27 protein-coding genes and 1 tRNA gene are annotated in these 25,015 nt (G+C 66.1%); 16 read left to right on the top strand and 12 right to left on the bottom strand.

The window, feature by feature from the left end; translation table 11 throughout:
• Window positions 1-52: 52 nt before the first annotated feature.
• Complete coding sequence (locus HUN08_RS01950; protein ID WP_124245809.1) at window positions 53-1,234, bottom strand: acyl-CoA dehydrogenase family protein; 1,182 nt, start codon at window positions 1,232-1,234, stop codon at window positions 53-55.
• A 1-nt stretch (window position 1,235) separates the two neighbouring features.
• The gene (locus HUN08_RS01945) at window positions 1,236-2,168 is read right to left on the bottom strand and encodes an alpha/beta hydrolase (RefSeq protein ID WP_301546843.1); all 933 of its coding nucleotides are present in this window, start codon (window positions 2,166-2,168) and stop codon (window positions 1,236-1,238) included.
• A 90-nt stretch (window positions 2,169-2,258) separates the two neighbouring features.
• On the opposite strand from HUN08_RS01945, the gene HUN08_RS01940 reads away from it, so the two are divergent.
• Window positions 2,259-6,155, top strand: coding sequence for a Pls/PosA family non-ribosomal peptide synthetase (locus HUN08_RS01940; RefSeq protein ID WP_174900857.1), 3,897 nt, complete (start codon window positions 2,259-2,261; stop codon window positions 6,153-6,155).
• 224 nt (window positions 6,156-6,379) lie between these two features.
• On the opposite strand, the gene HUN08_RS01935 is transcribed toward HUN08_RS01940, so the two are convergent.
• Window positions 6,380-6,610, bottom strand: coding sequence for a DUF433 domain-containing protein (locus HUN08_RS01935; protein WP_124245811.1), 231 nt, complete (start codon window positions 6,608-6,610; stop codon window positions 6,380-6,382).
• A gap of 35 nt (window positions 6,611-6,645) precedes the next feature.
• Between HUN08_RS01935 and HUN08_RS01930 the strand changes: the two genes are divergently transcribed.
• On the top strand, window positions 6,646-7,506 hold the full coding sequence (locus HUN08_RS01930; RefSeq protein ID WP_124245812.1) for a class I SAM-dependent methyltransferase: 861 nt from the start codon (window positions 6,646-6,648) through the stop codon (window positions 7,504-7,506).
• 10 nt (window positions 7,507-7,516) lie between these two features.
• On the opposite strand, the gene HUN08_RS01925 is transcribed toward HUN08_RS01930, so the two are convergent.
• Window positions 7,517-7,975, bottom strand: a complete 459-nt coding sequence (locus HUN08_RS01925) for a DoxX family protein (protein ID WP_124245813.1) — start codon at window positions 7,973-7,975, stop codon at window positions 7,517-7,519.
• A 59-nt stretch (window positions 7,976-8,034) separates the two neighbouring features.
• The gene (locus HUN08_RS01920; RefSeq protein WP_124245814.1) at window positions 8,035-8,475 is read right to left on the bottom strand and encodes a DoxX family protein; all 441 of its coding nucleotides are present in this window, start codon (window positions 8,473-8,475) and stop codon (window positions 8,035-8,037) included.
• A 125-nt stretch (window positions 8,476-8,600) separates the two neighbouring features.
• Here HUN08_RS01920 and HUN08_RS01915 point away from each other — a divergent pair, with 125 nt between their 5' ends.
• Window positions 8,601-9,959: a M1 family metallopeptidase gene (locus HUN08_RS01915; RefSeq protein ID WP_124245815.1), complete on the top strand. Its 1,359-nt coding sequence runs from the start codon at window positions 8,601-8,603 to the stop codon at window positions 9,957-9,959.
• Between the two features lie 13 nt (window positions 9,960-9,972).
• Here HUN08_RS01915 and HUN08_RS01910 read toward each other — a convergent pair whose 3' ends face one another.
• On the bottom strand, window positions 9,973-10,593 hold the full coding sequence (locus HUN08_RS01910; RefSeq protein WP_124245816.1) for a dTDP-4-dehydrorhamnose 3,5-epimerase family protein: 621 nt from the start codon (window positions 10,591-10,593) through the stop codon (window positions 9,973-9,975).
• A gap of 3 nt (window positions 10,594-10,596) precedes the next feature.
• Window positions 10,597-11,472 carry a glucose-1-phosphate thymidylyltransferase RfbA gene (gene rfbA / locus HUN08_RS01905; protein ID WP_124245817.1) on the bottom strand — a complete coding sequence of 292 codons (876 nt, stop codon included), beginning with the start codon at window positions 11,470-11,472 and terminating at the stop codon, window positions 10,597-10,599.
• A 63-nt stretch (window positions 11,473-11,535) separates the two neighbouring features.
• On the opposite strand from rfbA, the gene rfbB reads away from it, so the two are divergent.
• Window positions 11,536-12,543 (top strand): dTDP-glucose 4,6-dehydratase, encoded by a 1,008-nt coding sequence (rfbB, locus tag HUN08_RS01900; RefSeq protein WP_124245818.1) that lies wholly within the window; start codon window positions 11,536-11,538, stop codon window positions 12,541-12,543.
• On the opposite strand, the gene galE is transcribed toward rfbB, so the two are convergent.
• The gene (gene galE / locus HUN08_RS01895; RefSeq protein ID WP_124245819.1) at window positions 12,540-13,556 is read right to left on the bottom strand and encodes a UDP-glucose 4-epimerase GalE; all 1,017 of its coding nucleotides are present in this window, start codon (window positions 13,554-13,556) and stop codon (window positions 12,540-12,542) included. The genes rfbB and galE overlap by 4 nt on opposite strands.
• 9 nt (window positions 13,557-13,565) lie before the next feature.
• Window positions 13,566-14,813 (bottom strand): MFS transporter, encoded by a 1,248-nt coding sequence (locus HUN08_RS01890; protein WP_124245820.1) that lies wholly within the window; start codon window positions 14,811-14,813, stop codon window positions 13,566-13,568.
• Between the two features lie 98 nt (window positions 14,814-14,911).
• Between HUN08_RS01890 and HUN08_RS01885 the strand changes: the two genes are divergently transcribed.
• The 3 genes from HUN08_RS01885 (at window position 14,912) to HUN08_RS01875 (ending at window position 16,305) form a co-directional block, all read left to right on the top strand.
• Entirely contained in the window at window positions 14,912-15,391 is a 480-nt protein-coding gene (locus HUN08_RS01885; protein WP_124245821.1) for a M15 family metallopeptidase, read from the top strand.
• 15 nt (window positions 15,392-15,406) lie between these two features.
• On the top strand, window positions 15,407-16,159 hold the full coding sequence (locus HUN08_RS01880) for an AAA family ATPase (RefSeq protein ID WP_301546842.1): 753 nt from the start codon (window positions 15,407-15,409) through the stop codon (window positions 16,157-16,159).
• Window positions 16,160-16,229: 70 nt separating this feature from the next.
• A tRNA-Thr gene (locus HUN08_RS01875) sits at window positions 16,230-16,305 on the top strand.
• A gap of 24 nt (window positions 16,306-16,329) precedes the next feature.
• Here HUN08_RS01875 and HUN08_RS18280 read toward each other — a convergent pair.
• The gene (locus HUN08_RS18280) at window positions 16,330-17,670 is read right to left on the bottom strand and encodes a site-specific integrase (protein ID WP_124245822.1); all 1,341 of its coding nucleotides are present in this window, start codon (window positions 17,668-17,670) and stop codon (window positions 16,330-16,332) included.
• On the bottom strand, window positions 17,667-18,218 hold the full coding sequence (locus HUN08_RS01865) for a helix-turn-helix domain-containing protein (RefSeq protein WP_124245823.1): 552 nt from the start codon (window positions 18,216-18,218) through the stop codon (window positions 17,667-17,669). The genes HUN08_RS18280 and HUN08_RS01865 overlap by 4 nt, the downstream gene beginning before the upstream one ends.
• A gap of 96 nt (window positions 18,219-18,314) precedes the next feature.
• Between HUN08_RS01865 and HUN08_RS01860 the strand changes: the two genes are divergently transcribed.
• From HUN08_RS01860 to HUN08_RS01845, 4 genes are all read left to right on the top strand, one after another.
• Window positions 18,315-18,632 (top strand): hypothetical protein, encoded by a 318-nt coding sequence (locus HUN08_RS01860; RefSeq protein WP_124245824.1) that lies wholly within the window; start codon window positions 18,315-18,317, stop codon window positions 18,630-18,632.
• 44 nt (window positions 18,633-18,676) lie between these two features.
• Window positions 18,677-19,216 (top strand): hypothetical protein, encoded by a 540-nt coding sequence (locus tag HUN08_RS01855; protein ID WP_124245825.1) that lies wholly within the window; start codon window positions 18,677-18,679, stop codon window positions 19,214-19,216.
• Window positions 19,217-19,326: 110 nt separating this feature from the next.
• Complete coding sequence (locus HUN08_RS01850; protein ID WP_124245826.1) at window positions 19,327-20,100, top strand: hypothetical protein; 774 nt, start codon at window positions 19,327-19,329, stop codon at window positions 20,098-20,100.
• A gap of 4 nt (window positions 20,101-20,104) precedes the next feature.
• Entirely contained in the window at window positions 20,105-21,511 is a 1,407-nt protein-coding gene (locus HUN08_RS01845) for a phage/plasmid primase, P4 family (RefSeq protein WP_165353357.1), read from the top strand.
• A gap of 33 nt (window positions 21,512-21,544) precedes the next feature.
• Here HUN08_RS01845 and HUN08_RS01840 read toward each other — a convergent pair whose 3' ends face one another.
• A complete protein-coding gene (locus HUN08_RS01840; protein WP_124245828.1) occupies window positions 21,545-21,769 on the bottom strand; it encodes a hypothetical protein in 225 nt (74 codons plus the stop codon).
• A 53-nt stretch (window positions 21,770-21,822) separates the two neighbouring features.
• Between HUN08_RS01840 and HUN08_RS01835 the strand changes: the two genes are divergently transcribed.
• The 5 genes from HUN08_RS01835 to HUN08_RS01815 all read left to right on the top strand — a co-directional run bounded on the left by HUN08_RS01835 (window position 21,823) and on the right by HUN08_RS01815 (window position 24,316).
• The gene (locus HUN08_RS01835; protein WP_124245829.1) at window positions 21,823-22,101 is read left to right on the top strand and encodes a hypothetical protein; all 279 of its coding nucleotides are present in this window, start codon (window positions 21,823-21,825) and stop codon (window positions 22,099-22,101) included.
• Window positions 22,098-22,319: a hypothetical protein gene (locus HUN08_RS01830; protein ID WP_124245830.1), complete on the top strand. Its 222-nt coding sequence runs from the start codon at window positions 22,098-22,100 to the stop codon at window positions 22,317-22,319. Before HUN08_RS01835 ends, HUN08_RS01830 begins: the two co-directional genes overlap by 4 nt.
• On the top strand, window positions 22,306-22,830 hold the full coding sequence (locus HUN08_RS01825; RefSeq protein ID WP_124245831.1) for a hypothetical protein: 525 nt from the start codon (window positions 22,306-22,308) through the stop codon (window positions 22,828-22,830). Before HUN08_RS01830 ends, HUN08_RS01825 begins: the two co-directional genes overlap by 14 nt.
• Before the next feature lie 495 nt (window positions 22,831-23,325).
• Window positions 23,326-24,168, top strand: coding sequence for a phage major capsid protein (locus tag HUN08_RS01820; RefSeq protein ID WP_124245832.1), 843 nt, complete (start codon window positions 23,326-23,328; stop codon window positions 24,166-24,168).
• 1 nt (window position 24,169) lies between these two features.
• The gene (locus HUN08_RS01815; RefSeq protein WP_165353358.1) at window positions 24,170-24,316 is read left to right on the top strand and encodes a hypothetical protein; all 147 of its coding nucleotides are present in this window, start codon (window positions 24,170-24,172) and stop codon (window positions 24,314-24,316) included.
• Window positions 24,317-25,015 lie beyond the last annotated feature (699 nt).

Genomic DNA, 25,015 nt, shown 5'->3' with positions numbered 1-25,015 from the left:
TAGAAGTCCACCACCCACGCTACCCAAGCAGTTGCTTGGTCGGTAGTGGGGGCTACCGGAAGGCGTCGACGCCGGTGAGTGCTTTGCCGATCATCAGCTGGTGCATCTCGGAGGTGCCCTCGTAGGTGAGGACCGACTCCAGGTTGTTGGCGTGGCGGATCACCGGGTACTCCAGGGTGATGCCGTTCGCGCCGAGGATGGTGCGGCATTCCCGCGCGATCGCCAGCGCCTGGCGCACGTTGTTGAGCTTGCCCAGGCTGATCTGCTCCGGTTTGATCCCGGCGCCGTCCTTGAGTCGGCCCAAATGCAGGGCGAGCAGGTGCGACGTCCCCAGCTCGACGGCCATGTCGGCGATCTTGCGCTGGGTCAGCTGGTATCCGGACAGCGGCTTGTCGAAGACCTCGCGATCGCCCGCGTAGGCGATGGCCGTCTCCAAGCAGTCGCGCCCCGCACCCACTGCGCCGAACACGATGCCGAAGCGCGCCTCGTTCAGGCAGGACAGCGGGCCGCGCAGCCCTTCAACGTCGGGCAGCATCGCCGACCGCGGCAGGCGCACGTCCTCCAGCACGATCTCGCCGGTGACCGACGCGCGCAACGACATCTTGCGGGTGATCTCCGGCGCCGAGAACCCCTTGGTGTCGGTCGGGACGACGAAGCCGCGGATGCCCTTCGAACCCGGCGCCAGATCGGTGCGCGCCCAGACGACCGCGACATTCGCCACGGGTGCGTTGGTGATCCACATCTTGGTGCCGTTGAGCACCCAGTCGTCGCCGTCCTGCTTGGCGTGGGTGCGCATCCCGGCGGGGTTCGAGCCGAAGTCGGGTTCGGTCAACCCGAAGCAGCCCAGTGCACGTCCGGCCGCCATATCCGGCAGCCACTGCTCCTTCTGCTCGTCGCTGCCGAATTTCCAGATGGCGAACATCGAGAGCGAGCCCTGCACGGAGACGAAGCTCCGCAACCCGGAGTCGACGGCCTCGAGTTCCTGACACGCCAGGCCGTAGGCGGTCGCCGACGCGCCCGCACAGCCGTAGCCCTCCAGATGCATGCCGAACAGACCGAGCCCGCCCAGTTCGACGGCGAGGTCGCGGACCGGCAGCTCCCCCTTTTCGAACCAGTCGGCGACATGCGGTCGCAACCGTTTGTCGCCGAAGGCGCGAACGGTGTCGACAACCGCCCGCTCCTCGTCGTTGCACAACCCGTCGAAGGCGAACAGTTCGGAGATCGTCTGTGCCACGTCAGACTGCCTCGACCGTCGAGGAGTCCGCGCCGTCGGCACTCACACGGTGTGCCGCGGCGATGGCGTCGGCGAGGAAGTCGACGACGAGGCCGACCGATTCACGGCCCTCGCGGTGGCGCAGCGGAACGGTGAAGGCGTGCACCTGCCACGGATAGCTGTGCAGGTCCAGATCGCGGCCGGCAGTGGCGAGGCGACCGGCGAGCTCGATGGAATCGGGTTCCACCATCTCGTCCTGGGCGGTGATCACGATGGTCGGGGGAAACACCGTCGGGTCGATGTCCGCGGCACGGCGGGCACCGGTGAACGGGATCGGGCCCCAGTCGAACATCGGACCGAGGACCTCGAGCTGCCGCATCGGCAGATAGGCGTCATGTCGGCTGGTGCGGTCGGCCCTCGTGCCCAGATCGAGGTCGAGCAGCGGCGAGAGCAGGGCCAGCGCCGTCGGCCGGGCGACGTCGTTGGTCGCGGCGAGTTCGGCGACCTTGACGGTGAGGAACCCGCCCGCGGAGTCGCCCGCGACCACGACGTGGCGGTAGCCGCGCTCGCCCAGCAGTTCCAGGTACGCCTCGAAGGCGTCGTGGACCGAGGTACCCACGCCCCCCTGCGGCAACTGCCGGTAGTCGAGGGCGAAGACGGGCACGCCCAACCCCTTGGCGAGCGAGGCCGTGATCGGCCGGTGCGTTCCGGGACTGCACGAGATGAACGCACCGCCGTGGAGGTAGAGGACCGCGGTGTCGGTGGACCCTCCGGTCGGCCCCTTGGCCATCACGAGTTCGGTGGGTCGGCCGGCGAGTTCGATGTGTTCGACGGCCACCGAGCGCGGCGGGCGCTGGCGGCCCGCGAGGCGCCCGAGGAAAGCCAGGGCGGCCAGCGTGAAACGGTTGATCGGCGAATAGGTTAACAGCGGCTTAAGACTGAGCCGAGCTGCCAACCAGATGGGATACGACGCGAGACTCGGCCTTTGGTGATGCACAATTGCCATGTCGTGAAGTTACACCCTGTGACCGAGAGGTAGCCCGCGTTGCCGGAGTTCCCCCCTGCCGCGCGGATCCATGATCTTTACCGACTCGGCGACCGGGCCGCGGAGCCCCGAACCCTGCGCGACGTCTTCCTCGCCTCCGCCGCGGCACACCCCGATGCCGTCGCCATCGACGACGGCGATGTGCCGCTGACCTATCAGCAGACGGCCGCTCTCGTGCGCCGCAACGCCGCGGTCCTCGCCGGCACCGGCATCGGCGCGGGGTCACGCGTCGGCATCCGGATGACCTCCGGCACCAGGGCGCTGTACCTGGCGATCCTGACCACCTTGTTCGCCGGCGCGGCCTACGTCCCGGTCGACATCGACGACCCGCCCGAGCGGGCCGACCTCGTCTTCGCCGAGGCCGACGTCGATGCCATCATCACCGACGAGGGCATCTTCCGGGCCCGCGACGGGAAGCCGACCGAGGCCGTCGTGCCCACGCCCGCCAATCTGACCCGCGCGCCGGTCGTCACCGACGACGCGTGGATCATCTTCACCTCCGGCTCCACCGGCACCCCGAAGGGCGTGGCCGTCACCCATCGCAGCGCCGCCGCCTTCGTCGACGCCGAGGCGCAGTTGTTCCTCGTCGACGATCCACTCGGCCCCGAAGACCGGGTGCTCGCCGGGCTCTCCGTCGCCTTCGACGCGTCCTGCGAGGAGATGTGGCTGGCCTGGCGCCACGGTGCGACGCTGGTGCCCGCCCCCCGCGACCTGGTGCGCAGCGGCATGGATCTGGGTCCGTGGCTGGTGCGCCGCTCGGTCACGGTCATCTCCACCGTCCCGACGTTGGCGTCGCTGTGGCCGCCGCAGGCGTTGGAGTCGGTGCGGCTGCTGATCTTCGGCGGCGAGGCCTGCCCGCCGGAGCTGGGGCAGCGGCTCGCCGTCGACGGTCGCGAGGTGTGGAACACCTACGGCCCCACCGAGGCGACGGTGGTCGCCTGTGCCGCACCGCTCGACGGCTCCGTCCCGGTTCGCATCGGACACCCGCTGCTCGGGTGGGATCTCGCCGTCGTCGACGAGAACGAGAAGGAAGTCGGCTGGGGTGAGACCGGTCAGCTCGTCATCGGCGGCGTCGGGCTCGCGCGGTATCTCGATCCGACGAAGGATGCGGAGAAGTACGCGGCGATGCCCACTCTGGGGTGGGAGCGGGCCTACCGCAGCGGCGACCTGGTGCGCCTCGACCCGGAGGGCCTGGTATTCGCCGGTCGCGCCGACGACCAGGTCAAGGTCGGCGGGCGACGCATCGAGCTGGGCGAGATCGACACCGCCCTGCAGAACCTGCCCGGCGTCTCCGGCGCGGCCGCGGCGGTGCGCACCACCGCGGCGGGCAACCAGCTCCTCGTCGGGTATCTCGTGTCGACCGACCCCGGTTTCGACGTCGCCGCGGCCCACGCGTCGCTGAGTCGGCAGCTGCCGGCGCCGATGGTTCCCCGGCTGGCCCTCGTCGACGACCTGCCCACCCGCGTCTCCGGGAAGGTCGACCGCAACGCCCTGCCGTGGCCGCTGCCCGGAGCCGCCGCCGACGACGAGGGTTCCGGCGCCGACCTCACCGAGACCCAGCGGTGGCTCGCCGCCGCGTGGGAGTCGGTCCTGGGCGTATCAGTGACCAATGTCGACGCGGACTTCTTCGCCGAGGGCGGTGGCTCACTCGCCGCGGCACAGCTCGTCTCGGCGCTGCGCTCGCGCTACCCGAGCGTCACGGTCGGCGACCTGTACGACAACCCCCGGCTGGGCCGTCTCGCGCAGCTGCTCGACTCGTGGCGGCCCGAGGAGACGGTCGTCGAACGCACCGTCGCGCCGACCCCGCGTCGGGCCGGGCTCGCGCAGACCGTCGCCAGCATCCCACTGGCCACCCTCACCGGCATGCAGTGGATCACCTGGCTGGCGATCGTCAACAACGTCGGCGCTCATTTGCGGCCGGACATCGACTGGCTCTTCGGAGTCGACTGGTGGGTTCTGCTTGGGGGCTTCCTCGTCTTCATCACACCGCTGGGCCGGATGACCTACGCGGCGCTGTTCGCCCGAATCCTGTTGCGCGGCGTCAGATCCGGCGTCTATCCGCGCGGCGGCTCGGTCCACATCCGGCTGTGGTGTGCCGAACGCCTGGTCGAGGCGAGCGGAGCGTCGAATATCTCCGGGGCCCCGTGGATGATCCACTTCGCCCGCGCCCTCGGCGCCAGCGTCGGGCGCGGCGTCGACCTGCACACGCTGCCGCCGGTCACCGGGCTGCTGACCATCGGGGACGGCGCCTCGGTGGAGCCGGAGGTCGACCTCGCCGGGTGGTGGATCGACGGCGACGAGGTGCGCATCGGCGCGATCGTGATCAAACCGGGTGCGACGATCGGCGCCCGTTCCACCCTGTTCCCCGACACCGTGATCGGCCGCGACGCCGTCGTCGAACCCGGATCGGCGGTCCGCAAACGGGTGCGCGCCGGACAGCAGTGGGCCGGGTCCCCGGCGAAGAAGGTCGGTGCGGCCAGCCATCCGTGGCCCGAGCAGCGCCCGGATCGTCGCACCAGATGGGCGATCGTCTACGGACTGTCGGCCTTCGTGCTCGCGGCCATGCCGTTGGTCTCCTTGGGCGCGGGGCTCGCGCTGCTCGCCTGGGGTGTGGCCGATTGCGCCCGGTTGCGCGACGTCGGTCTGCGCGCGGCACTGCTCGTACCACCGGCCGCGGTGATCTCACTGCTGACCTACGCGGTGATCACCGCCGTGCTGGTCCGGCTGTTGTCCATCGGGATCACCGCCGGCTATCACCCGGTGCGGTCGCGCGTCGGGTGGCAGGTGTGGCTCACCGAGCGGGTGCTCGACGCCGCGCGCACCTATCTCTTCATCCTCTACGCATCGCTACTGACCCCGGTCTGGTTCCGCATCCTCGGCGCCAAGGTGGGCCGCAACACCGAGATCTCCACGGCGCTGGTGCTGCCGAAGTTCACCACGATCGACGACGGGGCCTTCCTCGCCGACGACACGATGGTCGCCTCCTACGAACTCGGCGGCGGATGGCTGCGCGTCGACGAGGCGCGCATCGGCAAACGCGCCTTCCTCGGCAACTCGGGCATCACCGGACCCGGCCGTAAGGTTCCGAAGAACGGCCTGGTCGCCGTGCTCTCCGCGACGCCGAGCAAGGCCAAGTCGGGGTCCAGCTGGTTGGGCAGCCCGCCGGTGCGACTGCGCCGCGTCGCGAACGACATCGACGCCTCCCGCACGTTCGCTCCGTCGAAGCGGTTGCGGGTGGCGCGGGCCGTCATCGAGACACTGCGCATCATCCCGGTGATGATCTCCTTCGGCATCGGTGCCGGTGTCCTCCTCGGTGCCCAGTACCTCGCCGTCCACGCCGGGCTGTGGGTGGCCGCCGCGTGCAGCGGCTTGCTGTTGCTGCTGGCCGGTGCGGCGGCATGCTGTATCGCGGCCGCGGCGAAGTGGCTGGTGGTGGGCCGGATCCGGGTGTCGGAGCACCCGTTGTGGAGTTCCTTCGTCTGGCGCAACGAACTCTCCGACGCATTCGTGGAGACGGTCGCCGCCCCGTGGTTCGCCAACGCCGCCACCGGCACGCCGGTCCTGACGATCTGGCTGCGGCTGCTGGGGGCGCGCATCGGCCGCGGCGTCTGGTGCGAGACGTACTGGTTGCCCGAGGCCGATCTGGTGACCCTCGCCGACGGCGCGACCGTGCAGCGCGGCTGCGTGGTGCAGACCCACCTGTTCCACGACCGCGTGATGGCCATCGACACGGTCGAACTCGATTCCGGCGCCACCCTCGGCCCGCACTGCGTTGCCCTGCCCGCGTCGCGGATCGGCGCGTCGGCCACCGTCGGCCCCGCGTCGCTGGTCATGCGCGGCGACGCCGTGCCCGCCCACACCCGCTGGCAGGGCAACCCGATCGCGCCGTGGGGGTAGTGGCTCTACTCGACCGGAAGGTCCCGGACTCGAACTCGGTCGTCGTTGAACACCACGATCGCACCAGATTCCAGATCAGCGGCGACGGCGTCAAGGTTCGCGCTGAGGGTAGCCGCCTGATGCTCTGGGCTTCGATTGCTTTGCCGAAAGAGAACCAGACTCGTGGCCGTCAGCAGACAGCATTGGCGCCAGGCGCACGCTGAGACACTCGTCGAGCAGGAACCTCACGCGGGTGTGCGAAGTGGGAGTTGCCGCTCGGCGACCGCTGACGCGGCAAACTCGAGGGCGGCCCGCACATCGTCGAGGGTCAATTGCGGATAGTCGGCCACGATCTCGTTTGCGGTTCTCCCCTGCGCCACCAATCCGACGACCGTCGCGACCGGGACCCGGGTGCCGGCGATGCACGGGACCCCACCCATCACGCGGTGATCCGCGACTACTCGCTCTTCGGCCATATGCCCAGTCTAGGCGTCGACGTACCATCGGCACCATGTCTGATTCGCGGTACGACTCCAGCAGCTGGAACGACGGTGCGCGCGGCTGGGTGGAGAACGAGGCGATCTTCGACGCCACCTACGCGCCGGTCACCGAAGCCGTGGTCGGCGCCGCGAGGTTCGGCCCGGACATGCGCGTCCTCGACGTCGGCTGTGGTTCGGGCACCCTCCTGCAGGCTGCCGCAAAGGCAGGCGCGGCGGTGGTCGGCGTCGACATCGCCAGCGACATGGTCGAAGCGGCACGCCGTCGGGTACCCGGCGCGACCGTGCTGCTGGGCGACGCGCAGCGCCTCGACTTCGGCGCCGAGGCCTCGGGTGCGCCCTTCGACGTGGTCGTCTCCCGCTTCGGCGTGATGTTCTTCGACGATCCCGCCGCCGCCTTCGCCAACATCCGCGACTTCACCGCGCCGGATGCGCGCATGGTCTTCGCCTGCTGGCGAGGCATCGAGGAGAACCCCGTCTTCGGTGGCGCGGGAACCGGGGTCATCACCGCACGACTCACCGATCGGCCCGCACCACCGGCTCCCGGGCAACCCGGTCCGGTCGCCTACGCCGACCGCGACTACCTCGCCGGCCTGCTCAAGGAGGCCGGCTGGTCGGCGGTGTCGATCAAACCGTTCGACGCGTTGTTCGACCACGGCATCGACGGGAGCGACGGCGTCGAAGAACGCCTCGCCACGATCCTCGCCACGACGACCGGCCGCCTGGCCCGCCAGCAACTCGCCGGCGTCCTGTCCGAATCGGAATGGAACGAACTCCTCGACGCCGCGCGCGAGGACATCCGCCGCTACATCGACGACGGCAGCGTGAAGATCCCCGGCGCGATGTGGCTGGTCACGGCGACCAACCGGCACTGAGCGATCCGCGTCAGCCGGCGTCGCCCAGCGAATGCCTCGCCGACGCGCCGCGGTTGCGGCGATAGTGGTCCACCGACAGCGCGCCCGGCACGGCGAAGCCGACGGCGAGGACCGCGACGGCCAGGACCAGGTTGTACTCCCAGCCGTTCTGCTGGATCCAGAAACCGCTGCCGTGGTGACCGTAGTAGCCGGCACCGACCATCGTCGCCGCCAGCAGCACGCCGACGAACGGCAGCAACACACCGAGGATGAGGGCGATGCCGCCGATCAGCTCGGTCCACGCCGCGATGTGCGCCGCGACCCCCGGGAACGGGATGTGGAAGCCGTGCTGGCCGCCCGGCCCGTCCCCGAAGAGGATCGTCGTCTTGTCGATCCCCTTGATCGCGAGTTTCTCCCAGCCGTGGGCGATGAAGACCGCGCCCACCGTGACGCGCAGGAGGAACGAGGTCACCGAGCGCATCTTCGACATCGGGGGCGCCTTTCGGTCATATCGGACTTGAGGCAACCCTAATACTCAAAGGAGCGCGGCTAGGCGGCGGCGTCCTCGACGACGACGGATCCGCCGCGCCGGGTGCGCCGGAACAGATAGTGGTCGATCGAGACGACGCCGGAGTTGGCGAACCCGACGGCCAGCGCACCCGCGGCGAGCGCGAGGACGTACTCGTAGCCGTGGTTGTCCATCCAGAAGCCGTGCTGGCCGTGGACGGTGATCAAGGCCCCGATCATGTCGATCGCGAGCAGCAGCCCGACGAGGGGCAGGAGCACACCCAGGATCAGGGCGACGCCGCCGATCAGCTCGACCCACGTGGCGAAGAAGGCAGAGAACTCCGGTGCCGGTACGTTCATCTGCTTGAATCCCTCGACCACCGCTCCATGCCCGTTATGGAACTTCTGCCAGCCGTGCATGATGAAAATGAAACCCAGGGCAATTCTGGCGGCGAGCAACGCCGGGGTGCGCAGGAAAGTCATGTCGAATCCTCTTCGTCGATGCCGATGATCGGTACTCATCCGGCCGTCGACAAGCCTGCCAGGTAACGTGAGGCCCTGCCGCCACTTTCACCCCCTTTTCACCCTTCGACGCAGAGGAGACCCTCTTGCCCGGGAAGTCAGGTCGCCCCTCCCGGGGCCGCCCGTCCCCGGTCCTGGGTAGCCCCGACAACGTCTACGACGACTACCTGCCGGACAACGGCAACCTCGGCTACCGGGTGTCGCGCTACGACCTGGAACTGCAGTACAAGGTCTCGGCGAACCGGTTGACCGGAGTCGCGTCGATCACCGCCACGACCAACGCTTCGATCGACCGTTTCTGTCTCGACCTGGCGGCGACGATGACCGTCGCGAGGGTGACGGTGAACGGCGAGCGCCTGCGCTACACGCACCGTCGGGGCAAGCTCGCCGTCGCACTGTCGAACCCGGTGCCACCGGGCGGCTCGTTGGAGATCGTCGTCCGCTACGCGGGCAACCCCCGACCGATTCGCGGCAAATGGGGTGAGGTCGGCTGGGAGGAACTCACCGAGGGATCCCTGTGCGCCAACCAGCCCAACGGCGCACCCTCGTGGTTTCCGTGCGACGACCACCCGGTCTCCAAGGCCAGCTACCGCATCGCGATTACCACCGACTCACCCTTCTCCGTGGTCGCCAACGGCGTCCTCACCGAGAAGCGCACCAAGGCCGCGCAGACGACGTGGGTGTTCGAACAGACCGAGCCGATGACCACCTACCTGGCGTCCATCCAGATCGGGCGCTACGAGACGGTGGAACTCGCGGCGAGCCCGGTACCCGTCGAACTCGTCGCGCCGCCCGCGCTCCGGGCCGCCGCGCGCACCCGGTTCGCCCCGCAGGTCGCCATGTTGACCGTCTTCACCGAGATGTTCGGCCCCTACCCGTTCCCTCGCTACACCGCCGTCGTCACCGACGACCCGCTGGACATCCCGCTCGAAGCGCAGGGCTTCTCGACCTTCGGCTCGAACCACTGCGAGCCGACGAGCGACGCCGAGCGCCTCGTCGCGCACGAACTGGCCCACCAGTGGTTCGGCAACTCGGTCACCCTCTCGCGCTGGCGCGACATCTGGCTGCACGAGGGATTCGCCTGCTACGCCGAGTGGTTGTGGAGTGAGCGCAGCGGTGGGCAGACGGCTGACGGCTGGGCGCGGCATTATTACGCCAAACTCGCCGCGACACGGATGAGTCGGCCGCTCGTCGACCCGGGGCCGGACCACATGTTCGACGACTGGGTCTACAAGCGGGGAGCGTTGACGCTGCATGCGCTGCGCCTGCGCATCGGCGACGACGCCTTCTTCGCCTTGCTGCGGCATTGGACCGACAAGTACCGATACGGCTCGGTGAGCACCGAGGATTTCACCACCCTGGCCGCCGACCACTCGACACACAGCCTCAACGATCTGTGGCAGGCATGGCTGCACTCGGCCCCGTTGCCGCCGTATCCGATGTGACCACCGGCGGGCGCTATTGCGCTGCGCGGCCCCGCAGGTGGGCCATGACCTCCGCGTAGTCGGGCAGCAAACCCGAGGCGGCCGCTTCGGCCAGGCCGGGGGCGGCGGAGTCCTTCGCCGAGAGCTCGTAGACGAGGGATTCGCCGGAACGGCCCGTCGTCGGCCAGTCGATGCCGAGCTGTGCGTCGAGCGGGTCGACGCCGTGTTCGGCATCCGGGTTGTACCCGGTGGAGCACAGGTAGACGACGGTCGATCCGTCGGCCAGCGAACAGAAGGCGTGGCCGAGTCCCTCGCTCAGATAGACGGCACGGCGGTGAACGTCGTCGAGCAGCACGGTGTCGTGGCGGCCGAACGTCGGCGAGCCGACGCGCAGATCGACGACGACGTCGAGCACGGCCCCGACCGGGCACATCACGTACTTGGCCTGACCGGGCGGGACGTCGGCGAAATGCACGCCGCGCAGCGTCCCCGCCGCCGACACCGACGTGTTCACCTGGGCCAGTTCGAATCCGTGGCCGATCACCTCGGACACCAACGGCGACTTGAACGCCTCGAGGAACAGACCGCGCGAATCCCCGTGCTGAACCGGCGTGAACTCCCAGGCCCCGCTGATCGACAGCTCCCGAATCTCCATGCCTCAGAAGGCCTTTCCGCGCTCGAGCAGATCGAGCAGGTAGTCGCCGTACCCCGACTTGGCCAGACCGGCGGCCCGCGTGCGCAACTCCTCGTCGGAGAGCCAACCCTGGCGCCAGGCGATCTCCTCGGGCACAGCGATCTTCAGTCCCTGCCGCTGCTCGACGGTGCGGACGAAGTTGCCCGCGTCGAGCAGGGAATCGAAGGTGCCGGTGTCCAGCCAGGCGGTGCCGCGTGGCAGCACGGTGACCGAGAGCGCGCCGCGGTCCAGGTAGTGCCGGTTGACGTCGGTGATCTCGTATTCGCCGCGCGCGCTCGGGCTTAGCCCCTTGGCCACGTCGACGACGTCGTTGTCGTAGAAGTAGAGGCCGGGTACGGCGAAGTTGGACCGCGGCCGTGTTGGCTTCTCCTCCAGTGACACCGCGCGACCGCTCTCGTCGAAATCGACGACGCCATAGGCGCCGGGGTTGGCGACCCAGTAGGCGAAGACGGCCCCGCCGACGACGTCGCGGTGGGCGGCGAGGCGGCTGCCGAGTCCCGGGCCGTAGAAGATGTTGTCCCCCAGCACGAGTGCCACCGAATCCGAGCCGATGTGGTCGGCGCCGAGCACGAACGCCTGGGCGAGGCCGTTGGGCTCGGGCTGCGCCGCGTAGGTCAGCGAGATACCGAACATCGAGCCGTCGCCGAGCAGGTGTTGGAAGGCCGGCCGGTCCTGCGGCGTGGTGATGATGAGGACGTCGGTGATCCCGGCCAGCATCAGCGTGGACAACGGGTAGTAGATCATCGGCTTGTCGTAAACCGGAACCAGCTGCTTGCTGACGCCCTGGGTGATCGGGTGCAGCCGCGAACCGGTTCCACCGGCCAGGATGATTCCGCGCATCACCCCAGGCTATCGGGCCACTAGACTGGGCCGCGACAAACACAGCCGTGTCGAGGGAGCAGCATGCGGGTTCTGGTCACCGGGGGCGCCGGGTTCATCGGCGTCAACTTCGTGCATCGCACACTGGCGACCCGCGCCGACGTCGAGCTCACCGTCCTGGACAAACTCACCTACGCCGCCGATCCGGCGTCGTTGGAATCGGTCACCGACCGGGTGCGCCTGGTGGTCGGGGACGTGGCCGACGCCGATCTCGTCGACGGGCTCGTCGCCGAATCCGATCTCGTCGTGCACTTCGCGGCCGAGTCGCACAACGACAACTCGTTGCTCGACCCGTCGCCCTTCGTCACCACCAACCTGGTCGGCACGTTCACGCTGCTGGAGGCGGTGCGGCGACACCAGACGCGCTATCACCACATCTCCACCGACGAGGTGTACGGCGACCTCGACCTCGACGACCCGACGCGCTTCACCGAGTCGACGCCGTACAACCCGTCGAGCCCCTACAGCTCCACCAAGGCGGGATCGGATCTGCTGGTGCGCGCCTGGGTCCGCTCCTTCGACGTGCCGGCCACCATCTCCAACTGCTCCAACAACTACGGCCCCTACCAGCACATCGAGAAGTTCATCCCCCGCCAGATCACCAACGTGCTCGACGGGGTGCGCCCGCGGCTCTACGGCGACGGCACCAACGTGCGCGACTGGATCCACGTCGACGACCACAACGACGCGGTGTGGGCGATCATCGACCGCGGCCGCATCGGGCAGACCTACCTGATCGGGGCCGACGGGGAGACGAGCAACCGCGTCGTCGTCGAGACGATCCTCGATCTGCTCGGGCAGCCGCGCGACGCCTTCGACTTCGTCACCGACCGGCCGGGCCACGACCGGCGCTACGCGATCGATTCGACGAAGCTGCGCGACGAACTGGGCTGGACACCGCGCTTCACCGACTTCCGCAGCGGCCTGGCCGCGACAATCGACTGGTACCGCGACAACCAGTCGTGGTGGCGCGGACGCAAATCGGAGGTCGAGGCCGGGTACGCGAAGACCGAGAAGGTGCTGGAGCCCTAGTCGCGGTAGCCCGCGGGGTTGCGCTCCTGCCAGCGCCAATAGTCCGCGCACGCCCGTCGGATGTCGTAATCGGTGTTCCAGCCGAGCTTCTCGCGCGCCTTGTCCGGCAGACAGTAGGTGGCCTGCGCGTCACCGGGGCGCCGCGGCGCATCGACGGTGGTGATCGTCCTCCCCGACGCCTCCTCGAAGGCGGCGATGAGTTCGAGCACACTCGACGGCCGACCGGTGCCCAGGTTGAAGAAGTGCATCCCCGGCTCGGCGTGCTCGATGGCGGCGAGGTGGCCGCGGGCGAGGTCGACGACGTGGATGTAGTCGCGCAGCGCGGTGCCATCGGCGGTGTCGTAATCGCGACCGAAGACGCTGACCTGCGGCAGGATCCCGGCGGCGACGCGCGCGACGATCGGCATCAGGTTGTTCGGAATGCCTTGCGGGTCTTCGCCGATCAGGCCGCTCTCATGCGCGCCGATCGGATTGAAGTAGCGGAGCCCGATCAGCTTCTTGTCCGGGTCGGTGAGCGCGGAGTCGCGCATCACCTCCTCGCACATCCGCTTGGACTTGCTGTACGGGTTGGGCAGGTCGAGCCCGGTGCGCGACGTCTCGACGAAGGGCAGATCCTCTTGATGCGTGTAGACCGTGCCGGTGCCGGAGAACAGGAAAGTGCCGATGCCGTTGTCGCGCATCGCGCCGAGCATCACCAGCGTCGAACCGACGTTGTTGGCGTAGTACTCCAGCGGCATCGACACCGATTCGCCGATCGCCTTGCGCGCGGCCAGGTGAATGATCGCGTCGAACGGGCCGGTCTCCTCGATACCCGTCTGGACCGCGACGGGATCGGTGACGTCGATGGTCCGGTACTCGACGGTGGTGCCGGTGATTTCGTTGACGCGCTCGACCGCGACGGGGCTCGAGCAGGAGAAGTCGTCGAAGATGACCGCTTCATGTCCCGCGGCCACCAGTTCGACGACGGTGTGCGCACCGATGTATCCGGCGCCGCCGGTGAGGAGAACACGCATGGTGGCAGTCTACGGATTCTCGGTCCGTCGAAGGCGTCCGCCCGCGAGCACCGAGGCGAGGCAGACGGCGGTCATGACCAGACCCACCAGGAAGAAGTCCCGATAGGTCAGCGAGGGGAATCGCTGGGCCAACCAGGCCAGGAGCGCGGGCGAACCGAAGCCGATGTAGGTCAGCGCGTAGAAGACGGCGGTGAGACCGCCCAGATCGTCGGGGCCGGCGATGCGCTGCACTTCGAGCAGCCCGCCGATCAATGCCATCCCGTAGCCACAGCCGAGCACCGCGGCTGCGAGCAGCGCGACGGCCACGTTGCGGGTGGCCTCGGCGGCGATCGCCATCACCAGGCCGACGGCGACCACCGCAAGTGCCACGACCATCCCCCGCACGGTGCCCGGGCGGTCGATGCGACGACCGGCGGACTGAATGGCGAAACCGGCCGTCAAGCCGAGGACGCAGCACGCGGCGGCGAACGCGATCGGAACGGTGGTGTGGCCGCGCAGCAGGTCGGGGATGATCGCGTACGCGATGGCACAGGCGCCGAACACCCACGGGGCGACCGGTGCGACGACCAGTAGGAACCGCCGGTCCAACGCCGACGGGATGCGCAGGGCGGCCAATACCCCGGTGGGCTTGCCGGTGTCGGCGGTGTCTCCGGTGTCGCCGACCCTGGTCTCCGGCACCCGCCACAGGGCCACCGCCGCCACCAACGCCAACACGACCGTGATCACGTACGGGAAGACTGTGGGCCACGGTCCCCACTGCGCGAGAACCCCGGCAACCGCCGCACCGACGCCGAAACCGGCGGTCAGGCACATCGTCGCGCGCCGCGCCCCGACCCCAGCGGGCGCACCGGCGGCGCGGGACAGTTCGACGAGCCAGCTGCCGCCGACCGCCATCGCCAGGCCCAACGCCACTCCGCTGAGCAGGCGGCCGATACTCAGCAGGACCACCGAGTGCGCGCCCATCGCCAGGGCCACCGATCCGAGCCCGGCGAGGATCGGCGCCGGGAGCATGAGCGGTCGCCGCCCCCAGCGGTCCGATGCCGGGCCGCCGATCAGCAATGCCGGGACGATGCCGAAGACGTAGACGAACAGCAACGTGTCGACCACGACACCGGATAATCCCTCGGCCTTGTACATGACGAGCAGCGGCGTGAACTGGTTGCCGCCCCAGGCGCTGACGAAGAGGGCGCCGCCGACGGGGATCCACGAGGTAGCGCCGAGCACGGCTCCTCGGGACGGTGGCGCGGTGGTGGTCATCGCGGCCAATCGTAACGAGCATTGCCCGGCCTGCGAGAATCGTCGTGAGCCCCATCACTGCGCTCCCCGCGCCGCGCACGAACCGACTGAGGAGTTCCATGACTTCCCGCCAGCGATTCCTCGCCGCCGTTGTCGCCGCAGCGGCGTTCACCCTGCCCGTTGCGGCCTCCGCAGCTTCGGCACATGCCGCTCCCGGATCGACCGCCGGTCTGACACCCCAACTCGCCACCGCCTACCGACTGGCCAAGGCGCAGGCGACCCGCGAGGGCATCCCGCTCTGGATCACTTCGGGGAAGCGCTCCTGGGCCGAGCAGGACCGGATGTGGCGCGACGGGATTCGCACCTACGGCAGCGCCGCCGAGGCTCGCAAGTGGGTCCTGCCGCCCTCGCAGTCCACCCACGTGTCCGGTCGGGCGATCGACGTCGGCCCCCAGCGCGGTGCGAGGTGGCTGGCGCGCACCGGCAACAGGTGGGGGCTCTGCCGCACCTATGCGAACGAGTGGTGGCATTTCGAGGTGGCGACCATCCCCGGGACCGCCTGCCCGCCGATGTTGCCGAGCGCCGCCCGACGTCGATAGATCGGGGAGGTCGACGTGGCATTCGACATCGAGCCGGCGAGCTTCATCCGGCGGATCTCGCTGGGAGCGGCGATGCCGACGGATCGCTATCCGTTCGACCTGCCCGTCGTCCGCGGTCTCGCCGAATCCGGCGGGCTGCCGCTGCCGCCGGGAGCGACCTTCTTCGTCGGCGAGAACGGTAGCGGCAAGTCGACGCTGATCGAGGCCATCGCCTTGGCCGCGGGACTCAATGCCGAGGGCGGCAGCCAGAACTACCGCTTCACCACACGTGCGACGGAATCCGATCTCGCCGACCACCTCTACCTGACGTGGGGGTCGAGCAAGCCGCGCAGCCGCTACTTCCTGCGCGCCGAGACCTACTACAACGTCGCGACGGCGACCGAAGACCTCGGCCCCGAGCAACTCGCCGTCTTCGGCGGCGTCTCACCGCACGAACGTTCCCACGGCGAGTCCTTCGTCGACCTCATCCACGCGCGGTTCTTCCCCGGCGGGCTCTACGTGATGGACGAGCCGGAAGCCGCCCTGTCGCCGCAGGGATGCCTCAACGTGATCGCCATGATCGCCGACCTCGTGACCAGGGGCAGCCAGTTCATCATCGCCACCCACTCCCCGATCCTGCTGGCGCTGCCGGGCGCGACGATCTTCGCCATCGACGACGACGGGCAGATCGAGCGAGTCGCCTACGACGACGCACCTCCGGTTCGGATGACCCGCGACTTCCTCGCCGCCCCCGACCGCTACCTGCGTCACCTGACACCGCCGGACTGAGGTCGTGCAAACCGGTTTTGGACAGCCCCTGGTTTGCCGATACACTCGTTCTCGCTGCCCAGCGCGGCACGCCGCCTTAGCTCAGTCGGTAGAGCGATTCACTCGTAATGAATAGGTCAGGGGTTCGATTCCCCTGGGCGGCTCCATGACTGACCTGCGCATATGCGCTGTCACTGCTCCACCTCATCGCCCTGTGTGTGCACATTGTGTGCTCGTATGAGTGCCGCGACGTTCGTCACTGCCGCCTGAGTCGCGTCCTCGTAGACGCTGGTGTAGATGTTCGCGGTGATCGTGATGTCGCTGTGCCCAAGCACCGTGGACACGGTCTTCATGTCCAGCCCTGAGGCGAGCATCATCGACGCGGCGGTGTGCCGAAGGTCGTGGAACCTGATCGGTGGCAGGTCCGCGCCCACTGCGAGCTTCTTGAATCGCTTGGTGACTTGGATCGGGTCGAACAGGCGCCCGTCCTCGCGGCAGAACAGGTACGTCGGTGGCTCGTCCATGATCCACGTTCGGGCCTGACGTTCGCGGTGCTGCTCGAGCAGTTCGACGCCTGCCTCCCCGATCGCCACGCGACGACATGACGCGTCGGTCTTGGGCGTGTCCTCGCGGACGCCATGGAGCGTGTTGATGAGCTGGCGCTCTACGGTGATAGTCGCGTCGTCGTTCACATCGGTGTAGCGCAGTGCGCAGACCTCGCCACGCCTCATGCCCGTGTGACTGACAAGCCAGAACAGAAAGTACAGCGGATCGTCGCCGACGTTCGCGAGGAACTTGCCCACATGGGTCGGAGTCCAGACCATCGACGTTGACGGGAGCTTGCCCATACCCCGCGCGTCCTCGGGCTTGTGACCCTCGGCGACCAATCGGGCAATGTCCCTACGCCATTCGTCTTCGCGTGACTTCGTCCAAACCAACGCGCGAGGTGATCGACCACCAGGCACCTTCGCCAATGCAGCAGCGTTGACGGTCACAAGATCAGCCCTGAGCGCGTCCGTGAGCGCCGACCGCAGCACTGCGCGCATACGTTGTGCAGCAGGGGCATTGAGGCCCTGTGGGGACGACCTCAGCGTCTCGAACATGCGATTGACGTGTGCCGGTCGCAGTTCAGTCAGCTTCACCGTGCCCAGGTGCGGGATGAACACCTTCTCGATGTATCGCTCGTAGTGCTGGCGCGTGTTTTCCTTGATGTCAGTCTTACCGGCAATCCAATCGGTGAGGTACTGCTCAACGGTGAGACGCTCGTCGGCGATGAATCCCCGGCTGGCATGGGCGCGCACCTTGTCCAGCGCATCCTGCGCTTCGTCCTTGGTGGCGAACCCGGCTTTGCGCTTGAGGCTGCGCTTGCCGTTGATGTCGACCACGCCGACCGCATAAGCCCATGTCCCGTGATTCGCCCAGGTCCCGTTGCCGCGCTTCAGCTTTGGACAGGACTGACCCAGCTGCACGCGTTTGCCGTCCTCGATCTTCGTACAGCCACATCGGCGAAACACCGACCCTCGCGCAGTCATGCTCGTAACTCGATCTCATCAGCGAGGCGGCGCGTCATGCCTGCTCGGTGATTGCGCAGCTTCGCGGGATCGGTGATCTCGGGGTGCTTCTCGGCCAGACGTTGGTCGCGTTCGATCGTGGCGTGGTGACCCCAGATACGTGTCGCTATCTCGGTCACCTGCTCACGCGACATCTTCAGGCGTCGAGCGATGCTCTCATCAGCGGAATAGTCTTGCACGCGTTCGAAGTCCACGACTGCGACACTCGGTGTCGTTCCCGATAGCCACTCGCGCACGGTCGATGTGGGCATAGTTAGGTCGTCGGTCACCTGCACGTCATCGTCACCTGCGAACCACTCAGCCAGTGCGACGCCGTACACGGACGACAACACAAGCAGCTCATCGAGCGAGACGACACGCCGACGACCGCCCTCGATTGACGACACATGCGACTGCGCCCAGTTCAAGCCGAGATGAGCGACCTTCGAGGCGCATTCCGCCTGGCTATCACCTGCTTGCACGCGGATTCGCTTGAGATTTCTTCCGACGGCAATTCCGGTTGTGTTCATAGATCAGGATTCTACATTGTCGTACATATGTGGTTCTGATGGTCGTGATCGTGTACGGTCGTGAATACGTCAATCAACTATACGAAGGAGGATGACGTGGCGATCAAGAACCCCATGACCGTCGATGAGATCCATGCGCTACCGCAGGTAGTGGGTATCGAGGAAGCCAGCCGAGCACTCGGGTGGTCGAGACTGCACGGGTACCGACTGAATCAAGCCGGTGAGTTCCCACTGCCCGTGCACAAGGTCGGCAACCGATTCAAGATCAAGAAGTCGGACCTGCTCGACTATCTGGGGCTGAGCGAGAATCCAGCACCCACGCCCACACAGCCAGCCTCGGATATCGACCCGTCAAAGATGTACAGCATCCGAGGAGACAAGCTGCTCGCACTGCTCGGTGGTGAGGTTGCGTGAGGACTCTCAGGCAGTCGCGTGCCGACATTTCTGAGTATCCCTACGTGAGGTTCACCAAGAAGTTCGAGCCGCTGGTCCGCATCAGCAACGGCCTACCCGCGAAGTACCGAGATACCGACTTCGAGGTGATAGGCAAAGGCGCAGACGGCAGCGTGTTGGTGCGCTCGCGCATCTGGGCATCCAAGCCCGACTGGGATACCAAGAACTGGTGGCGCCAGCGCTACCCCGAGATGTGCGCGCTACCCGAAGTCAAGGTGCGGGGTCGTGCGTTCCCGCGTAGTCCTGGCTTCATCCAGGACACACCGCTCACACGTGGCGCCGAGGTCGTGATCGCAGTACCGCCCGCCCCTCGGCGCACTCTCGTTCTCGATCTGACCGAACGCCACGACGGGAGTTGGGTCGCGGGCTTTGAGTACGACGTGCGTGCCATCGCTCTGGTGAAGGAGTACGGGCGCGGTCGGTGGGACCCGCAGCGCAAGCAGTGGGTGCTTCCCACGCGGTCGGATGCGGGACGCGTTGCGCGGGTGTTCAAGGATGCGAACGCCGACGTTCACCTGTGGCGAGTTCGTGGGGTGCCGTTCTGATGGCCGACCATATAGCTATCGCCAGTGTGCGAGATCGCGACCTCAGCGATCCGCACCAGCGCGGTGTGTGGGAGTCTCGATACCCCACAAGCGAGGCCGAGGCTCGAAAGGTGTTGCGCCTGTGGTCGGGTGAGGGCCGCGACATCTACCGATCCATCTATCGACGCACGGAGCCGACTCACAGCGAGGGTCCGGACCTGTGCTTGCCGTCTGATCGCATCGCGTTCGAGGTGGATCAGGTAGCACCGGGCGGGTATGGGCACGCCAAAGCTGTTCTACGTCAGGTAGACCCCACGCTCGTGTCGTCCGGGTCGCCGGGGCACTACCACGTCTATGTGCAGATCGACCGGATACTTCCGTGGGCTGAACTCAAGGAGTTGGCGAAGGGTCTGTATCGCGCGATGTGGGTCACCGAGGGCGGTAAGTACGGAGGCGGGTTCCTCCGCGTGCCGGGATCGCTGAATCACAAGTACGACCCACCTAGACCGGTTCGACGTGTTCGCATCGGCAACGTCGTTGCGCTGGGCACGCTGAGGTCGGTTGTACACGCCCATACCGCCCCGGTGCACGTATCGACTGCGGTGACGTTGCAGGCGGAGCCCTACGGCGATCTCAGCGTCTCGTATGAGGGCCGCAAGATTGAACGGATGCTGCGTGAACGTGATTCGGGTGGCGTGAGACGACATCGGTTGACGTTCAAGCTCATCCGCATGTGTCAGGAGTACGGCCTGACGAAGGAGCAGACACTCGGCGTGCTGCTCGATCACCCCGCGACGGGGGACAAGTTCGATGACGCGGAAACGGTCGCTGACCTACACCGCTGCTGGAAACCAGAAACCCCAGCCAGGTACGGACTGGCCGGGGCATCCGAAGGAGACATCTGAAGTTATGACGCACAACGACAATAACACTGGGGAACTCACGCACAGCCAGCTTGCACGCAAAATGGCGAACCACATCAAGTACGCGCACATGCTGATCGCGCGCTACGGACATCGCCTCATGTACGTCGAGGAACTGGGGTGGTTCTATTGGTCAGGCACGCACTGGAAGGCAGGTGAACGCGGTATTCGGTTTGCCTCCAAGATGATTGAGCAGGAGATGCTGAAGGCACGGGACATGCCCGAGGAAGGCAAGGACGACGCCGAGACTAAGGCTATGCTCGCGCGCAAGCAGAAGGCGATCACCGAACTGTCGCGGATGAGCACAGCCCCGAACTTGCGAGGTATTCTGTCGGTCGCACGTGAACAGCCAGCGCTCATCCGGAACGCCGACGAGCTCGATGCTCAACCCCATCTGCTGAATACACCGAACGGAACGTTGGACCTGCGCACGCTGGAGATCAAGGACCACGAACCCGCGGACCTACTGACGAAGATCACTGCGGGCAACTACGTCGCAGACTTGACGGTCGAGGGCAGCAAGTGGGACGAGTTCTTGCATCAGGTACTGCCGGGCGAGGACGTGATCGAGTACCTGCTACAGGTGTGCGGCGTCGCACTGATGGGCGAGGTGGTTGAGCAGATACTCGTGATCCTGCTTGGGCGTGGCCGAAATGGCAAGGGCGTGTTCGCATTGTCGATCCTGAACACTGTAGGCGACTATGGTATCCAGCTTGAGACAGACCTCCTGATGAAGAAGGACACCAAAGCCCATACCACCGGCGAGGCCGACCTCAAGGGCGCACGTGTCGGCATCTCGTCCGAATCCGAGTCCGGCAAGTATCTGAATGAGTCGCTGGTCAAGCGATTCACCGGGGGCAACCGGCGTCGCGCACGAAAGCTCTACAAAGACAACATGGAATGGGACCCGAGCGACAGCCTGTTCTTGGAAACCAACCACCTGCCCCAGGTCGTGGGCGTCGAGGCTGCCATGTGGGATCGGCTCAAGGTTATCGAGTTCCCGCGCTACTTCAGCGCCGAAGAGCGAGACCCGGGACTCGCTAACAAACTCAAGGGTGAAGCCGACGTAATCCTGACAAGTCTCGTCAATGCGTACCACCGATACCGCAACGCGGGTCATCTGGTCGAACCGCACGCAGTAACCAAGCGGGTCAACAAGTGGCGTCGAGAAGCCAACCCGGTTCTGCGGTTCATCGAAGAGCGATGCGACCAGAGCAAGGCATCCAAGGTCTTGCTGAAAGAGCTGTACCCCAAGTGGATTGACTGGTGTGCCGAGGCCGACGAGGAAGTCCGATCTGACAAGTGGCTGACCAAGATACTGGACGACATGGGATACCCCTCACGTCGCACCAAAAATGGTGCCCTACATGCAGGTTTGACCTTGAAGGAATGAGAAGTGGTGACGCTGCTGACGATAATTTCACACTCAGTGATCGCGCACGCGCACGCTGGCACATGTGCGCACGCGATGATGGGGTTCATTTTTAGCGTCAGCAGCGTCACCAATCTTGTCCACTCGCGCTCGCGCATAATGCGCGCGGGCGTGTGGTGCGATGATTGATTTATCGGCGATGGTCGAGCGGGAGGTTTCCATGCCGCCCACGACATTTACCGCGATGGTGAATGTGGCTCCTTTCCCTTCTGCTCCCATCGCCGACCCTACTTCTTCGGCACGAGGCCGGAGATCGAGAAAAAGGAAACGTGATGGCAAACAACCCAGTTGACGATCTGATCGAAGATATCAGGAACGGTATCGTGGAATACACGCCCGGTGGTGTGGGCGAGAGTGCAGATGTTCGCACGGTCGAGCAGATTCGACACGGCGACATTCCCGCTCCTCTGTTGCCCGAGGATCGCGGGGACCTCGCGCACCAAGTGCATATCCCTGTTGCGGATGGACGGGGCAACGTCGGGAAGTTCGTGGTCGAGAAAGAGAAGAAGCCGTACTACGTCAGCGCTGCACGTGTGGTGGAGGACCAGTGACGGGCGAACCCGAATGCCTTGGGGCAGGCGGCATGCGTGCGCTACAGGCTGAGCGTGTGGAGAACACACGGTTACGTAAAGAACTGCGCGACACAAAGAAGCAGCTTCACGACAAGGACCTGATGCTACACAACCTGCGGTCAGCAGTCGTGTCTGCAACCAACCATCTGATCGACGTTGCCGAAGAGGCAGGAGCACAACGCAATGACAACCAGTAGCACGGATGGCCGTGATACACAGCAACCGGGTGATGAGCAGCAGGGCAATCGTGAGGCGAGGTATCGCGTCGAACGTAACGAGGCACGCGCCGAGGTCGAACGGCTGGCCGGTGTGGTCGAGGGACTGCAGAAGCAAATGGTCGAAGGCATGATCGGAGACCTCAACCCGAAAGCATTCTGGGCTGCGCTCGGTGATGGCGGCATAAGTGAGTTGCTGACCGACGATGGGGCAATCGACACAGAAGCGGTCGGCGATGCCGTTGTGGGTACGCGTGAGATGTTCGGAATACCCGAAGGCCCACGCGCTCCTATGGCTGCACCCACTCAGGGACAGCAGTACGGCAGCGAGGTCGACCGTGAGCAGGTAAGCAGCGGGTTCGCGGCTGCACTCCATCCCGACAACCTGCAAGCGGGTTACGGGTTCGGGGGCGGTACGACTGTCGGCCCACCTGCGAGGGCACGGGCACCTAAGTCGGATGACACCCAGGGGGCTGACCCCATCGAGGAGTAGCCGGGCGGCCTGTAGGCGTTGGCGCTGACCATGTCCGCGAGTGTGCGGTCCCAATTCTCAACGACTCTAAGGAGGTTCGATGTCTGGTCTGCGGAGGCACTTATTCTGCCTGAACTGCGGTAAGCGACTCGTCGCGCGCCAGCTCAAGTTCTGTTCTGTGGAATGCAAGCTCGAACATCGAAACACGAAGTAATCCATAAAGGGTCTCAGCGACAATCTGAGGCCCTTTGTGGCGGATATCGCAGTCATTCCGCATATCGACATCAATAGGCGCTTAGGATTGAACCTAGGCGCCTCTCTTGCACTCTATATCGTGACGGCACGCCGACATTACGGCTTGGCGCTCCCATTGTGCAATCATGTGCTCAACACGGTCAGTGGCTGTGTGAAGTAGGGGCAGGTCCTCGCTTCGGAATGAATCGGCAGAACTTCAGCCTTCTGTTGATTCTCGGATATCCGGGGCACGACCTGCCCCTTTCACATTAGGAGCCACATATGGCAACCATCAAGACTGGGACTTCGCCGCAGGCGTGGCGTCCCGACGTAAACACCTTCGCGCCTGTCGATGAGATTCCCGAGGCGCTGATCGTTCAGGCGTCCACTCTCGGCGGCAAGGTCGAAGGTGACGCTCCCTCGGTTCGCGTCGCGTACGTGACCGACGACGACGCACAGTTCTCGGCTGAGGCCGAGGTGATCCCTGAGTCGGACCCGGTGCTCTCGGAAGCGCTCGTGCATACGGCGAAGGTCACCCAACTCATCAAGCTCTCCATGGAGCAGTACATGCAGCCGGGTACCAACGATCAGTTGTCGACCTCGCTCAAGCGTGCGATCACCAAGAAGGCCAATGAGGCGTTCCTCGCACAGGTCGCGCCCACGTCGCCGGCGGTCGCACCCGTCGCGGGTCTACTCAACACCACAGGCGTCGTCGCGGGTGACGAGGTGACCACAAACCTCGACCCCATCGTGGACTTGATCGCAGAACTGGAGGCGAACGGCGCGACGCCATCGCTCATCGTGCTCGACCCGGTCGGATGGGCAGCGATCCGCAAGCTCAAGACCGCGACCGGATCGAACGAGTCGTTGGTCGGTGCCGGTGTGGGCGACGCGGTACAGCAGTTGCTCGACCGTCGCGTGATCGTCAGCCCCTCCATGACCGTGAGCACGGGTCTTGTGATTGACCCCACCGAGGTCATCAGCGCCTACGGCGACATCAACCTCGCGACGAGCACCGACGCGTACTTCAACTCGGACAGCATCGCGATCCGTGCAACGTGGCGACTCGGTCACGTCGTGCCTCGGGCGAATCGCTTGGGCACGTTCACCATCGAGGAGGCCTGACATGCCACGTCTCGAAGGCAAGGTCACACCGCGAGGCCGCACAGCAGACATGAACGTCGGCATTCGCTGGACCAAGAAGCACTACACGCCTCTGGTCAAGAACGCGAAGATCGGCCCACTCGGCGGCAAACGTCGTCGTCGGCGCTGACTGATCGCCCACACACTCGGAACGGTGCAGAACCGGGTGTGTGGGCACAGTCATTCATAGACAAGGACTTTCGACATGAGGAATCCCATCACAACCGATGACTTCGACATCGAGGTCGGCGAAGACCTGATCACTGCGGCATGGGTACGCGCTCGCCGCGTAGCGCCTCCACTCAGAGCGGCGAGTCTGACTCCCGAGGAAGTCGCAACGTTGAAAGACATTCTCAGAGTTGCGATCTTGAGATGGGCAACCACAGATGGCCCGCACATATTCACGCTCGACGAGGTGCAGTCCCTACACCGCGTGTGCGCGAGGCCAGGGCACCGCACTCAGCGGCTCACCACTCGCAGGAGAGGGCTGCCTGTCCATCCATTCCTGAATGACACGGAGGATCGCCACACCGGGGTCTACGGCGAATGACCCTTCCCGAACTTGCCAAGCAACTCGGGGTCACGACGACGAAGCTACGCAAACGAGCGGCAGCGGCGGGCATCGTCACGACTGATCGCACAGGTCGCTACGTAGAGCTACCCGAGGACGCCCACACGCGTCTGAATCAGCCAGTACGTGACATTACTGCGAATCGCGCGTCAGACGTCGCCAGCGACGGCTGCGGTGTGGACACATGCAGGCTCCCCGATCACGCAGGGCTACCCCTCGACGCGTTGGGTGATCCGAAGTTTCGGGAAGCGTTCACGC

Origin of the sequence: Gordonia sp. X0973 (assembly GCF_013348785.1) — a bacterium.
Classification (GTDB): domain Bacteria; phylum Actinomycetota; class Actinomycetes; order Mycobacteriales; family Mycobacteriaceae; genus Gordonia.
Note: the sequence above shows the minus strand (reverse complement) of the source record. Positions and strands in the feature narration are given on the sequence as shown.

Coding starts and splice junctions, on each gene's coding strand:
- HUN08_RS01930 (WP_124245812.1), top strand. CDS start 6,646: ATGTCTGATTCGCGGTACGACTCCAGCAGCTGGAACGACGGTGCGCGC.
- HUN08_RS01910 (WP_124245816.1), bottom strand. CDS start 10,593: ATGGAGATTCGGGAGCTGTCGATCAGCGGGGCCTGGGAGTTCACGCCG.
- HUN08_RS01865 (WP_124245823.1), bottom strand. CDS start 18,218: ATGAACACAACCGGAATTGCCGTCGGAAGAAATCTCAAGCGAATCCGC.
- HUN08_RS01925 (WP_124245813.1), bottom strand. CDS start 7,975: ATGTCGAAGATGCGCTCGGTGACCTCGTTCCTCCTGCGCGTCACGGTG.
- HUN08_RS01935 (WP_124245811.1), bottom strand. CDS start 6,610: ATGGCCGAAGAGCGAGTAGTCGCGGATCACCGCGTGATGGGTGGGGTC.
- HUN08_RS01835 (WP_124245829.1), top strand. CDS start 21,823: ATGGCAAACAACCCAGTTGACGATCTGATCGAAGATATCAGGAACGGT.
- rfbB (WP_124245818.1), top strand. CDS start 11,536: ATGCGGGTTCTGGTCACCGGGGGCGCCGGGTTCATCGGCGTCAACTTC.
- HUN08_RS01815 (WP_165353358.1), top strand. CDS start 24,170: ATGCCACGTCTCGAAGGCAAGGTCACACCGCGAGGCCGCACAGCAGAC.
- HUN08_RS01820 (WP_124245832.1), top strand. CDS start 23,326: ATGGCAACCATCAAGACTGGGACTTCGCCGCAGGCGTGGCGTCCCGAC.
- HUN08_RS01890 (WP_124245820.1), bottom strand. CDS start 14,813: ATGACCACCACCGCGCCACCGTCCCGAGGAGCCGTGCTCGGCGCTACC.
- HUN08_RS18280 (WP_124245822.1), bottom strand. CDS start 17,670: ATGACTGCGCGAGGGTCGGTGTTTCGCCGATGTGGCTGTACGAAGATC.
- HUN08_RS01920 (WP_124245814.1), bottom strand. CDS start 8,475: ATGACTTTCCTGCGCACCCCGGCGTTGCTCGCCGCCAGAATTGCCCTG.
- HUN08_RS01885 (WP_124245821.1), top strand. CDS start 14,912: ATGACTTCCCGCCAGCGATTCCTCGCCGCCGTTGTCGCCGCAGCGGCG.
- rfbA (WP_124245817.1), bottom strand. CDS start 11,472: ATGCGCGGAATCATCCTGGCCGGTGGAACCGGTTCGCGGCTGCACCCG.
- HUN08_RS01825 (WP_124245831.1), top strand. CDS start 22,306: ATGACAACCAGTAGCACGGATGGCCGTGATACACAGCAACCGGGTGAT.
- galE (WP_124245819.1), bottom strand. CDS start 13,556: ATGCGTGTTCTCCTCACCGGCGGCGCCGGATACATCGGTGCGCACACC.
- HUN08_RS01845 (WP_165353357.1), top strand. CDS start 20,105: ATGACGCACAACGACAATAACACTGGGGAACTCACGCACAGCCAGCTT.
- HUN08_RS01840 (WP_124245828.1), bottom strand. CDS start 21,769: ATGGGAGCAGAAGGGAAAGGAGCCACATTCACCATCGCGGTAAATGTC.